Genomic DNA, 12,762 nt, shown 5'->3' on the forward strand with positions numbered 1-12,762 from the left:
AATGAACATATTGGGTAATTTTATAATAGCCCTTTCAAACATCGTTGACTTCGCTTTAACCTTATATTCTTTTTTAGTAATTGCAGCGGCTGTTCTAAGTTGGATAAGTCCTCCCCTCTATCATCCTGCTGTCAGGTTTATATACAGAGTAACAGAGCCTGCTTTAAAACCTATAAGGAGACTGTTACCTCTTAGACTACCCATAGATATATCGCCGCTTATACTCTTAGTTTTAATCTATCTTACACAGAATGTATTAATCCTTAGCCTTAAAGAGCTGGGATACCGAATTAAAGGAGGAAATATATGAGAATCACACCCCTTGATATTCAGCAGAAGCAGTTTAAAGTAAAGTTCAGAGGCTTTGATATGGAGGAAGTTTACTCTTTCCTTGAAATAATAAGGGAAGAGCTGGAGGATATCTTAAAAGAAAATTCTATGCTAAAAGAAAAGGTTGCACTTCTTGAAAGTCAGATGGAAGAATACAGAAAAATTGAGCAATCCATAAGAGATACTTTAATGACTGCTCAAAGGCTTGTCGATGAATATCAATCTAATGCAAGAAAAGAAGCAGAGCTGATAATTAAAGAAGCAGAGATAAAGGCAGAAAACATAATTAAAGAAGCTCAAGAGAAGGTAGTCAAAATCCATGAAGATATAGTAGACCTGAAAGGAATTAGAAGACATTTTAAAGAAGAAATCAAAAGGCTTATAGAAAGCCATTTAAGAATGCTTGAATTTGATAAAGAAAGAGAGGGAGAAGAAGGTGAAGTATAGCGCCCTAAGGGGCATGAAGGATATTCTACCTGATGAAATAAATATATGGCAGCATATCGAAGAGAAGGCAAGAGAGATTTTTGAAATCTTCAACTTCAGAGAAATAAGAACTCCCATTTTAGAGCAGGCAGAACTTTTTTTGAGAAGTATCGGAGAAGACACAGACATCGTTGAAAAAGAAATGTATGTATTTCACGATAAAAAAGGACGGAAAGTAGCGTTAAGACCTGAGGGAACAGCTTCAGTAGTTAGGGCATACATTCAGAATTCACTCTTTAATGCTCCATCTCCTCAAAAATTTTATTACATTGGCCCCATGTTCAGATATGAAAGGCCTCAAAAAGGTCGATTTAGACAGTTCCATCAGATTGGCGTAGAGTCCTTCGGGGTGTCCTCACCTGAGGTAGAGGCTGAATTATTATTCTTGCTAAAAAAATTCTTTGAAAGTTTAAAGATTGTAGAGCTATCCTATGAGATAAATTCTATAGGATGCAAAATCTGTAGACCCCTTTATAAAGAAGGCCTTTATAAATTCTTAGGCGAGAGAGTTTCAAATCTTTGCTTTGACTGTCAGAGAAGGTTTGAAACAAATCCCCTAAGAGTTATTGACTGTAAAGTCCCTTCCTGCAGAGAAACCTTAAGTGATATTCCGTTAATGATAAACTTCCTATGTGAAAACTGTCGAGAGCATTTTTCAGATTTTCAAAAAAAACTTGAACTCTATGAAATACCTTACAAGGTTAATCCTAAGATAGTTAGGGGACTTGACTACTATACAGGAACAGTTTTTGAAGTAACAACTAATGCTTTGGGGGCTCAAAACGCTGTAGCAGCAGGAGGACGATATGATGAACTTGTGGAACTCTTCGGAGGGCCATCAACTCCCGCAGCAGGATTTGCTATAGGCATAGAGAGACTTGTAGAACTTCTTGACAAAAAATTGTTTTTACAACTGCAAAAACCTTTAATTTTTGTAGCCCATGCAGGAGAAGCTCTTGAAAGAGAAGTCTTAAATTTAAGCTCGAGGCTGAGAGATAATTCCTTTATTGTTGAAAGAGCATACGAAAATTTATCTTTGAAAGCACAACTAAAAAGAGCTGATAGGCTTAAAGCTAAGTGGGTAATAATTGTAGGAGAAGAAGAGATAAAAAAATCTCTCTATAAATGGAAAAAAATGTCAGACGGAACTCAGGGTGAGGCCACCCTTGATGAGATTATATCAATTATGAAGGAGCAAGAATGAAGGTAGAAGATTTACAGAAACTCTTCAAAAACTTCCATACAAAAAAAATACTCATCATAGGAGACATCATTTTAGACCGATATATATTCGGTAAGGTTTCCCGTATATCGCCAGAAGCACCTGTTCCTGTGGTAGATGTATACGAAGAATCCTATAGACTCGGTGGAGCTGCTAATGTAGCTAACAATATTGTAGCTCTTGGAGGAAAAGCTTATATATCTGGCATAATCGGGCGGGGTTCGGCAGGAAGAATTGTGAGAGACTTGTTAGAAGAGAAAGGAATTGTGCAGGAGTATATTTTTGAAGACTCCCGAAGAACAACCGTTAAAACTCGAATAATCGGTGGAAATCAACAAATTGTAAGATTTGATATAGAAGACAGAAAAAGATTAGAAGGGAAGGCAAAGGAAAAATTCCTATCAATGCTGAGTGAGGCCGTAAAAAATTTTGATGCCGTAATAGTCTCTGACTATAAAAAAGGCGTTGTTTCTGAAGAACTATTCAAAATACTTGTTTCAAATAAGCAAAAAAACGGCATTTTTGTAGCTGTTGACCCTAAAATAGGACATTTCAGACTTTACAAACAGGTATCTATTATCACGCCCAACATTGCAGAGGCTTCTCACGGAGCAGAGTTAGAGATAAAAGATTTAAAAACTCTTCTAAAGGCAGGAAATAATCTCATAAATAAACTATCTTGCGATTCGGTTCTCATTACGAGAGGAGAAGAAGGAATGAGCCTTTTTGAGAGAAAAAATGCAGATGTCATAGTTACCCATCTTCCTACTGTAGCAAAAAAAGTTTTTGACGTAACCGGTGCAGGCGACACGGTAATTGCAACGATTACACTTTCTCATATTTCTGGAGCTTCTCTCATAGACTCAGCTAAAATTGCAAATGTAGCAGCTGGAATAGTTGTAGGTAAGGTAGGCACATCAACATCTTCACAGGAAGAAATCATAGAAATATGGAAAACCCATCCTTATGCCTAAAGCTGTTGCCCTTTACTCCGGTGGACTTGACAGTATTTTGTCAATACTGGTTGTAAAACAACAGCAGATAGAAATTTCAGCTTTCAAATTCTTAACTGGATTTGTTAGTCCTTTACAGGAAGAAGACCTACTTCTTGCAGATAGATTTGGATTTGAGCTAAAAGAGATGGACGTCAGGGAAAAATTCATTAATGTCCTGAAAAATCCAAAACATGGCTACGGTAAAAATCTCAATCCATGCATTGATTGTAAAATTATCATGTTAAAAGAAGCTAAAGAACTAATGAATGCTTACAAAGCCTCATTTGTTATCACAGGAGAAGTAGTCTCTCAGAGGCCTATGTCACAGAAGAGAGACATACTACTACACATTGAAAAGGAAGCCTCTCTTGCTGGTCTTATTGTAAGACCTCTTTCAGCAAAACTTCTGCCTCCAAGCAAACCAGAAATTGAGGGAATATTAGACAGAGAAAGATTATACGATATCTGGGGGAGAGGAAGAAAAGCTCAGATTAATCTTGCCTACGAATTCGGGCTAAAGAAATTGCCTCAACCTTCCGGTGGATGTCTTCTCACTGACTCCTTGTTTTGTAAAAAAGTGAGAGATTTGATAGAACATGAAGAATTAACCGTTGAAAACGCAGAGCTTCTTAAAATTGGTAGACATTTTAGATTGTCTCAAAAATGTAAAGCCATTGTAGGAAGAGATGAAAGAGAGAATGAGATACTCCTTAATTCAAAAAGGGGGAAACTGATATATCCCTTTGATTTCAAAGGGCCTGTCATACTAATTCTTAACGACTGCAGTCAAGAAGATATGGATAAGGCCTGTGCAATAGGTGTATACTATTCGAAAAAAAAGGAAAACTTAATGGTCATACAGGACAGAGAAAAACGGACAGAAAAAAATTATAAAGCAATCGATAAAGAGGAAATACTAAAATACAGGATATAAAAAAGGAGGATAAGATGAAAAAAATACTAATTTTACTTATAATCCTAACTTTAGTTGCCTGTGGCGGGAAAAAACAGGTCAAGCAACCCTCAACAGAGTATCTTGCCACAACGGAAGCTTTTAAAGTAGTAGATGAAATAAGAGTTGCCTATCAGAATAAGGATAATTCGGGCATAAGAAAGAACTCCTCTGAAGCAGCATACAGAGAGATAATAGCTTCAATAAAACCTTTTGACAAGGCTGAGCTGGAATTCTTGCCTGTTCTCGTTGAGATGGAAGGAGACGGTATGAGGCTTTATGTGTCATGGAACGGCAAATGGAGTTATCTCGGCAAAGAAACCGAAGAGAGAGGGCTTGCGAGTTTTTATCTAAAAGGGAAACCTCTAAAAGTAGAAAAAATCATCAGAGGCAATCCTTTTCGATATCCCGATTAACCAAATCTTCCAGTAATATAGTCCTCGGTAAGTTTATTTGAAGGCACAGTAAATATTTTATCTGTTCTATCGTACTCTACCAACTCGCCAAGCATCATAAAACCTGTCCAATCAGATATTCTTGCGGCCTGTTGCATATTATGCGTAACGATTATTATCGTAACAATACCTTTAAGAGAGATTATCAACTCCTCTATTTTAGCTGTAGAAATAGGATCAAGAGCACTTGTAGGTTCGTCAAAAAGTATTATTTCAGGCTCAACAGCAAGAGCTCGGGCAATGCAAAGTCTTTGTTGTTGTCCGCCACTTAATCCAAAGGCATTAGCGTTGAGTTTATCTTTAACCTCATCCCAAAGAGCGGCGTCTTTCAATGCCTTTTCAACCCTTGTTTTTAATTCTCCCCGGCTTTTTATTCCTCTTAATTTTAATCCGTAGGCAATATTTTCATAGATTGACATTGGAAAGGGTGTTGGTTTCTGAAAAACCATGCCTATTTTACTTCTTAGCTCTATGAGGTCTGTTTCTTTTGAGAGAATATTCATTCCCTGAAATATAATTTCACCGTCATATTTATTTCCCGCATAAAGGTCATGCATTCGATTGAAACATCTAAGAAGCGTAGTTTTTCCGCAACCACTCGGACCTATTAAAGCAGTGACCTGATTTTTGTAAACAGTCATATTTATATTTTTAAGAATATGAATTCCTCCGGTGTAATAAAAGTTAAGATTTCTTACCTCAATTTCAGGTATCAATCCCTGTACCTCCTTTTTATAAGTATTCTGCCACTGATTGTTGCAATAAGTATAAACAATGTTATCATTAAAGCAGCACCCCACGCCTGAGCATGCCAGTCTTCATAGGGTCCCATGGCGTATTGAAAAATAGTTACTGTTAATGAAGCTATCGGTTGAGACATATCTAAAGAGAAGTAGTTATTGTTAAAAGCTGTAAACAGAAGTGGAGCCGCCTCTCCCGTGACTCTTGCAATGGAAAGTATAATTCCCGTTAGAATTCCTGTAGCAGCACCTTTATATACAACCTGAATAATAACCTTGTAGTATGGAGCACCTAATGCAAAAGCAGCCTCTCTCAAAGGCCAAGGTATGAGAGAGAGCATATTTTCAGTGGTTCTTAGCACCGTTGGAATCATAATTATTCCTAAAGCACAAGCTCCTGCCCAACCGCTGAAGTGTCCCATAGGTTTAACAATTATCGCATAAATAAAAGCTCCAATTATTATTGCAGGCACACTGACCATTATATCAGCAAGTGTGCTTATAACTCTTGAAATTTTGTATTTTCTTCCGTACTCAGCGAGAAAAGTCCCACCAAGGACTCCGATGGGAACTCCAATTAAAGTAGCGAATACAGTAAGTAGTAAATGCCCAATAAAAGCATTTCTTAGGCCTCCGCCTTCCTCTCCTGGAGGAGCAGGGTCTTTAAGAAAAAGAGATGGATTTATTGCTGTTATTCCATGCCTTACAACATCTATAATGATAAAGGAAAGCCAGAATATTCCCCATAGGGCAGTTAAAAAACAAGCGAAAAGGGCTAAGGTGCTTACTATTTTTCTCTTTTTAGGTATCATTTCCTTTCAGCCTTTAGTAAGAAAAGTTTTGCCATGGCAAGAATAGTAAAGCTTAATATGAAAAGCAATAAAGCAAGATAATAAAGTGAACTTAAATATATGTCTTTGTCAGCTTCTGTAAACTCATTAGCAAGTTTCACTGTAACCGTTGCAGCTGCATCGAACAGAGAATGGGGAATCTGATTTAAGTTTCCAAGAACAAATGCTACTGCCATAGTCTCTCCTAAGGCTCTTCCGAGAGAAAGCCCTACACCTCCAAGCACTCCCAGTTTCGAATAGGGCAAAACTACATCTTTTACAACTTCCCATTTAGTTGCTCCTATTGCATAGGCAGATTCTTTAAGCACCGAAGGAGTTAAGTTGAATGAATCTCTGGCAATAGAGGCTGTAAATGGAATTATCATAATACTCAGTATGATGCTTGCAGTGAAAAGGTCTACCCCAAGAGGCGTGCCTTCAAAGAGTTTTCCTAAAAGAGGTAGTTTCCCAAATGTTGACTGTAAAAGTGGCTCAATGTTTTCGCTCATTATGGGAGCAAGCGTGAAAAGTCCCCACATACCATAGATAATACTTGGAATAGCAGCAAGAAGCTCTATTGCAGTTCCGATTACACCCTTGAGAAAAGAAGGAGCTATCTCTGTAATAAAAATCGCTATTCCTACAGCAATCGGAACGGCAAAAAGTAAAGCAAAGAAAGAAGTTATAAGAGTGCCAATCAAAGCAGGAGCAGCTCCAAAAATCTCCCTTACTGGATCCCATTCTTTAGATAAAATAAAACTTACGAAACCGAATTTTTCAACAGCAGGCAGTGATTCTTTAAAAAGAACCAGAAAAATACCCAGTGATAGTGCAATTATACTAAATGCTGTAATAGCTGTTATGGCCAGAAAAATTATATCTGTAATTTTCCCCTTCTGTTTTTTCATTACCTCTTATTATACCCTATGTGTATGATATTGTTAAATGAGGCTCTCGAGGAGTTTATTATATAGGAAAGTTTAATTTGATATGATTTTTATAACTCTTTCTTTGTTGAATTAAAAAACCTCTGAAAATTTCTTGACTTTATAACATAAGAATAAAAAGCAGCTGCTTTTGTTGGAATTCTTCTGTATGTTCTAAAGTCCACTCTGTAAAGTCCAAATCTGGCATCAAGGCCATGAAGCCATTCGTAGTTGTCAATCAGCGACCAATAGAAATATCCTCTCACATCTATCCCCTCTTGCAAAGCATTTTCAATAGTATCAATATGCGCCTTTATAAACTTTATCTTTTTACTGTCATCCTTTGTGGCAATACCGTTTTCTGTTATTATGAGAGGTACATTTATGTTAGAAGCATAACGGAGAACTTTCTTTAGACCTCTTGGATAAATTTCCCATCCCATGTCTGTTAGGCCATGCCCATCTATATCCCTATGTCTGAATTCAATAAAAAGCTTTCTTAAAGGATTAAATCTCATGTGAACTCGAGTATAATAGTTAATTCCAAAAAAATCGAGCTTTCCCTTTATAGGAACTTCTATCTGTATGGTCTTTCTAAAAGGCACGGGAAGCCTAATTTTACCCTCCATGAATCCTTCTATAACGGACTGATTATAGAATCGTTTGGCAACTTTTGCCAGCAATCGGTCAAAGGGATTCCATTTAAACCAAGGAGCAAACACTGCCATGTTGTGCGCAATGCTTACCATACTCTTTTTATTGTGAATATGAATTAAGTCATAAATTTGCCCATGACAGATAAAAATATTTCTCAATGCCTTCATTGCTAAGTTAAGGTCTTTGTATCCAGGAGGAATACAACCCTCAATATAACCGCCTAAAACCAAAAGATAGGGTTCATTAAAAGTTATCCAAAAATCAACACCTCTAATGTTCTCAAGAAGTCTTTCCACATACTCTGTGAATTTTTCAATGGAACTTCTCTTATGCCAAGGATATTTAGTTATAAACCATACGGGATGTGTAAAGTGATGTATGGTTACCATGGGAATTATATTGTTTTCATTAAGGAGGTCAATAATCTTTTGATAATGTTTAACTACTTCTTTATTCCAATAACCTTCATGGGGCTGTATTCTGCTCCATTCAATAGAAAATCTATAAGCATTTACTCCAAGATTTTTTATTATTTTTATGTCTTCTTTGTAAAGTTCATAGTGATTGGTCACTTTAGGGTTTAAACTAAATATACTGTCCCATGTAGACCAATCTGCATAGGGTGAACCTTCCAGTTGAAAAGCAGAGGTTGCAACTCCCCAGAGGAAAAGGTTATCTTTCATCTTCCAATTGGGAGCAAGATATTTACCTTAGTCCCCTTTCCTTTCTCGCTTTCTATCTTTATCTGCCCTCCAAGTAAATCAAGAAGACAACGGGTTATATATAAACCAAGTCCAGAACTTTCAAATACTCTCTCATGACCAATCTCAATTAAGCAGTAGGGATTAAATATCCTTGTCATATCATCCTGAGAAATTCCGATTCCCGTATCCTCTATGACCATCGAAAGCCTATTTTCTAATGTCTCATAGACAAAGGAAATATAACCGGCTTTTGTGAATTTAGCAGCGTTTGAAGCGATATTAAGAATAATCTGCTTTACTTTAAGAGGGTCGGAGACGATTTTTAGTCTGTCATGAGGAAAAAAAGTTTTAATGATAATTGGCTTTTCCTCTATTAGAATTTTTGTAATATCAACAACTTCCCGAAGAATATCTACAAAATCAAACTCTTCTTTAAAAATATCCTCTTTTCCTGACTGTAATTTTCCTAATTCAATAGCATTTGAAATGTAGTTTTTTAAATAGACCGTCTGTGATATTATTAGAGAAAGATATTTTCTTATCTTTTCCTCATCAACGTGCTTAAGGTCTAATTCAATTAATTTTGCAGTGTTCATTATAGTATTTAAAGGAGACTTTAATTCATGAAAGAACATGGATAAACCTAAATCCCTGCTAATATTCATTCCTTCTGTCCCTAAATATTACCGAGCCTTTGTTAATTCTTGAAAGTCTCTTTGTCTCTGATTTTACCTCAGAAGCAATCGAGGCAAGATGGGCAAAGGATGTTATGTTTCGATTTTCTGTACTTACAATCGCACAGGTAAGGGAAAGAAGGCTAAAAGTCTCTTCCTCTTCCTTCCTGTTCTTTGATATATAATAACCACGCACAAAATCATCTCCATGGAAGGATGGTAAAAATTCATCGAAAGCCTTTACTATTCTTTCACATATTTCATCTGCTTGCCTTACTTTACATATTACAATAAAGTCATCTCCTCCAATATGACCTATGAAAATATCAGAGAAAACTCTTTCCTGTTCTCTTAAAATATTCCCTAAGCAGGAAATCACCCTGTCTCCCTTTTCAAAACCATAAAAATCATTATAAGGCTTGAAATGGTTTATATCTATGTAACAAATATCAAAACTAAATTTAGATTTTATCTGTCTGTCTATTTCCCGCTGAATAGCCCAGTTACCGGGCAAGCCAGTTAGGGGATTAGCATCCCTTGCTATAATTATTGACCTGTGAGTTATGGCCTCAAGTAAGACATTTATTGGTACAACGCCGTAATACTCATTAAATCTGTTTATAATTATATCGTCATAAATATTTCGGAATTCCCTTTTCTGAATTATCATAGAGGCATCCTCTAAGGTCAGATTGTAATCAATAATAAACGTGGGTTGCTCCATAACTTCAAAAATACTTTTCTTCGCATTCAGATGGATGCCATAGCCAAATCTTCCTAAGACTGTATGCTCTAAAAATCTGTTCCTCTGCACCTGCCCTATCACAACATTGTTCTCAACCACAGGAATAAGGCTTATTTTTTCATCTTTCATAAATCTAAGAAAAGCCTCCATAATGGTGGATTGTTTTTTCAGAGGTTCAATTCTTACTGCAATGTCTCCAATTGACAAGTCAAGAACTGAATTTTCTAAATAACACTTAGATTCTTTTGTATCATTGGTTAGCATAGTGATATAAAAAACTTCTTATCTTTTCTTCTGGTTTACCAAGATAAAATCCCTGAAGCAAATCTGCACCAATACTTACGACCTCTGAGAGCTGTCTTGGCGTTTCTATACCTTCTGCAACTACCATTATGTTAAGCATGTGACAGGCAGAAACAGTAAATTCTACAAAGGATTTTGAAAAGAAATTCTCCTCTAACGTATGAATAAAATGTCTGTCTATTTTTACTATGTCAGGTTTTAATATACTTAGCATTTTAGGTCCTCCAAAGCCTGCACCAAAATCATCTATTGCTATCTTGTAACCCCTCTTCTTGTAGTAAGATATAGATTCAATAAACACTTCGTAGTTTTCAATAGCTGACTGCTCTGTTATTTCAAGCACTATCCGCTCCTTTGGAAAGCCAAACTCTTCAACAAATCTGTCGGTTATGCCAATCTCATGACTTGGATAAAGCAAACTTTCAGGGCATATGTTGATAAATAAATATCCGTCAAGTCTTTGTTTTGATGCTTCTTTTATGGCATTTCTCCTGCATATCATATCGAGAATGAATATGGAACCATTTCTTTTTGCCTCAATGAAAAGATTTTTTATATTAAGATTTCCCTTCGGATGTCTTGTCAGTGACTCATACCCAAAAATCTTGCCATCCTTGGCCGAAAAAATAGGTTGAAAGTGAACAGTCAATTCAGAGTATGAAAGGTCTGATTTGTGGTATTTCAGAGATTTTTCTGTATGCAACACCTTCAGTATCCTCCAAACAAAATTTATAGAGACATTATTGCATAGTTCTGTTACGGCAATTTTAAAGCCATGTTAAGAAAATGTTAAATCTTGTCCTTAAATTTAACAGAAAATTAATCTGCCTTTAACTTCTATGTAACTTCTTGGCGCTATTATTAAGTTAAAAATATGCTTTTATGTGACTTTCATATCCATACAAAATACTCCGACGGTTCAGTAGAACTCAGAAAGGTAATCGATATCTTCGGACAGGCAGGATTTGATGTAATAGCCATAACAGACCATGTGGTAAACGGAGACAGCATGATAGGCAAATTTGCCTATCAGTTTGGTCTTACCATCACAGAAAAAAACTTCAATGAATATATTGAACATGTGAAGTATGAAGCTGAAAGAGCATGGAATAAATATGAAATGCTCGTTATTCCCGGTGTTGAGATAAGCAAAAATTATGTTTCATCAGAAAAATCAGCCCATATACTGATACTCGACATTAAAGAATTTATTCCTCCCTGTGAATCCTATGAATTCATCTTTCTTGAAGCTAAAAAGCAGAATGCCCTTGTAATTGCCTGTCATCCCCACCAGATGAAAGGCGAAATTCGCAACACTCTATACCTATGGAACAACAGAGATAAATACGGCAAATACATAGATGCATGGGAAATTGCAAACAGAGATGATGTCTTCAGTGTAATCAGTCTGATGAAGTATCCATACATAGCTAACAGTGATTTCCATAAACCAAGCCATCTTTATTCATGGAAGACATTACTTAATTGTGACAAAAACATTGAGTCAGTAAAAAAATGCATAAAACTTAACAAAGGTGTGGCAATAACACTTTTTAGGGGGTAAAAATGATTTTATGGTTATTAATTGGTTTAATTTCTATGAGCCTTATGGTTTATGCCTTGCAGATTATGGCATTAAGAAAAAAGATAAGAGAAAACTACACAGCAATTGAGCTTCCTCCTGTATCTATAATTAAGCCTCTCAAAGGAATTGATGACAACTTATTCGATAATCTTGAAAGTTTCTGTCGACAGGATTATCCTAAATACGAACTTATACTGTCTCTTCAACACAAAGACGACCCTGCTTACAGAGTAGCTGAAAAAATCAGAAACAAATATCCTAATATTGTAAAAATAGTAGTTGATAACTCTCATAAAGCCCTTAATCCAAAGGTAAAGAACATGATTCAAGCCTACGAAATTTCCAGTTACGATTATTTCCTCATAAGTGACAGTAATGTCTTTGTTGAACCAGACTATTTAAGAAAAACTGTAGCAGCAATGTCAAAGGATACAGGTTTAGTAACAAATTTAATAATGGGAGTAGGTGGTAAAAGTCTCGGAGCAAAACTCGAAAATCTTCAGTTAAACTCCTTTATTATCCTGAGCGTTTGTTTTCTTGATAAATTTCTACGAATGCCCTGCAGTATTGGTAAATCAATGTTAATGAGGAAAAAAGACTTCGAAGAAATAGGGGGCTTTAATTCTGTTAAAGATGTCCTTGCAGAGGACTACATAATAGGAAAATTAATGCACGAAAAGGGTAAAAAAGTCGTGCTTTGTAGTCATGTTATAAAAAATGTAAATGAATACTGGTCAATTAAAAGGTTTTTCAACAGACACACCAGATGGGCAAAGATTAGATGGAAAATTGCCGGTCTTAAATATTTTACAGAACCCCTTGGTAATCCGGTCTTTATAAGCTCTTTTCTACCTTTACTCGATGGATTCTCCAGAATTTCCATAATCGGCGTTTTAACCGTAATGTCCTTAAAAGTAATGTTTGATTTATATGTAAGCAGAATTATTAAGTCTGAAATAGGACTTTCCAGTATTTTAATCCCTTTTAAAGACCTTCTAACTGCCTTTATGTGGTTTATACCTCTCTTTAACTGCAAGATTAACTGGAGAGACAATTTATACACAATCGGAAGGAATACCATAATAATGCCATATGAAAAGGGAAAATCAATAAGGCTTATTTTTAATAAGCTTAAAGCTGCTTTTGCAAGTTAAGGGG

At 36.0% G+C, this 12,762-nt stretch carries 15 protein-coding genes; 8 read left to right on the plus strand and 7 right to left on the minus strand.

Annotated elements, in window-relative coordinates:
- Window position 1: 1 nt before the first annotated feature.
- Genes ACZ430_RS06320 through ACZ430_RS06345 form a run of 6 tightly spaced genes read left to right on the plus strand, consistent with a single transcriptional unit; the run spans window position 2 to window position 4,401 of the window.
- Window positions 2-310 carry a YggT family protein gene (locus ACZ430_RS06320; RefSeq protein WP_297209966.1) on the plus strand — a complete coding sequence of 103 codons (309 nt, stop codon included), beginning with the start codon at window positions 2-4 and terminating at the stop codon, window positions 308-310.
- Window positions 307-777, plus strand: coding sequence for a DivIVA domain-containing protein (locus tag ACZ430_RS06325; protein WP_297209963.1), 471 nt, complete (start codon window positions 307-309; stop codon window positions 775-777). Before ACZ430_RS06320 ends, ACZ430_RS06325 begins: the two co-directional genes overlap by 4 nt.
- Window positions 740-2,020, plus strand: a complete 1,281-nt coding sequence (hisS, locus tag ACZ430_RS06330) for a histidine--tRNA ligase (protein WP_464910441.1) — start codon at window positions 740-742, stop codon at window positions 2,018-2,020. The genes ACZ430_RS06325 and hisS overlap by 38 nt, the downstream gene beginning before the upstream one ends.
- Window positions 2,017-3,012, plus strand: a complete 996-nt coding sequence (gene rfaE1, locus ACZ430_RS06335) for a D-glycero-beta-D-manno-heptose-7-phosphate kinase (protein ID WP_297209958.1) — start codon at window positions 2,017-2,019, stop codon at window positions 3,010-3,012. The genes hisS and rfaE1 overlap by 4 nt, the downstream gene beginning before the upstream one ends.
- Window positions 3,005-3,967 carry a hypothetical protein gene (locus tag ACZ430_RS06340; RefSeq protein ID WP_297209955.1) on the plus strand — a complete coding sequence of 321 codons (963 nt, stop codon included), beginning with the start codon at window positions 3,005-3,007 and terminating at the stop codon, window positions 3,965-3,967. The genes rfaE1 and ACZ430_RS06340 overlap by 8 nt, the downstream gene beginning before the upstream one ends.
- A gap of 14 nt (window positions 3,968-3,981) precedes the next feature.
- Complete coding sequence (locus tag ACZ430_RS06345; RefSeq protein ID WP_297209953.1) at window positions 3,982-4,401, plus strand: hypothetical protein; 420 nt, start codon at window positions 3,982-3,984, stop codon at window positions 4,399-4,401.
- On the opposite strand, the gene pstB is transcribed toward ACZ430_RS06345, so the two are convergent.
- From pstB to ACZ430_RS06380, 7 genes are all read right to left on the minus strand, one after another.
- Window positions 4,398-5,156, minus strand: coding sequence for a phosphate ABC transporter ATP-binding protein PstB (gene pstB, locus ACZ430_RS06350; RefSeq protein ID WP_297209951.1), 759 nt, complete (start codon window positions 5,154-5,156; stop codon window positions 4,398-4,400). The two genes, ACZ430_RS06345 and pstB, sit on opposite strands and share 4 nt — an antisense overlap.
- Window positions 5,153-5,992, minus strand: a complete 840-nt coding sequence (gene pstA, locus ACZ430_RS06355; RefSeq protein WP_297209946.1) for a phosphate ABC transporter permease PstA — start codon at window positions 5,990-5,992, stop codon at window positions 5,153-5,155. The genes pstB and pstA overlap by 4 nt, the downstream gene beginning before the upstream one ends.
- A complete protein-coding gene (gene pstC, locus ACZ430_RS06360) occupies window positions 5,989-6,918 on the minus strand; it encodes a phosphate ABC transporter permease subunit PstC (protein ID WP_297209943.1) in 930 nt (309 codons plus the stop codon). The genes pstA and pstC overlap by 4 nt, the downstream gene beginning before the upstream one ends.
- An 89-nt stretch (window positions 6,919-7,007) precedes the next feature.
- A complete protein-coding gene (locus ACZ430_RS06365) occupies window positions 7,008-8,276 on the minus strand; it encodes a glycoside hydrolase family 1 protein (protein WP_297209941.1) in 1,269 nt (422 codons plus the stop codon).
- A complete protein-coding gene (locus ACZ430_RS06370; protein WP_297209938.1) occupies window positions 8,273-8,962 on the minus strand; it encodes a sensor histidine kinase in 690 nt (229 codons plus the stop codon). The genes ACZ430_RS06365 and ACZ430_RS06370 overlap by 4 nt, the downstream gene beginning before the upstream one ends.
- Window positions 8,952-9,980, minus strand: a complete 1,029-nt coding sequence (locus ACZ430_RS06375) for a GGDEF domain-containing protein (protein ID WP_297209935.1) — start codon at window positions 9,978-9,980, stop codon at window positions 8,952-8,954. The genes ACZ430_RS06370 and ACZ430_RS06375 overlap by 11 nt, the downstream gene beginning before the upstream one ends.
- Window positions 9,967-10,725 carry an EAL domain-containing protein gene (locus tag ACZ430_RS06380; protein WP_297209932.1) on the minus strand — a complete coding sequence of 253 codons (759 nt, stop codon included), beginning with the start codon at window positions 10,723-10,725 and terminating at the stop codon, window positions 9,967-9,969. The genes ACZ430_RS06375 and ACZ430_RS06380 overlap by 14 nt, the downstream gene beginning before the upstream one ends.
- A 168-nt stretch (window positions 10,726-10,893) precedes the next feature.
- Between ACZ430_RS06380 and ACZ430_RS06385 the strand changes: the two genes are divergently transcribed.
- Complete coding sequence (locus ACZ430_RS06385; RefSeq protein WP_297209929.1) at window positions 10,894-11,583, plus strand: PHP domain-containing protein; 690 nt, start codon at window positions 10,894-10,896, stop codon at window positions 11,581-11,583.
- 2 nt (window positions 11,584-11,585) lie between these two features.
- Window positions 11,586-12,758: a ceramide glucosyltransferase gene (locus ACZ430_RS06390; RefSeq protein WP_297209926.1), complete on the plus strand. Its 1,173-nt coding sequence runs from the start codon at window positions 11,586-11,588 to the stop codon at window positions 12,756-12,758.
- The last annotated feature ends 4 nt before the right edge of the window (window positions 12,759-12,762 follow it).

The organism is Thermodesulfovibrio sp. TK500a (assembly GCF_055381765.1).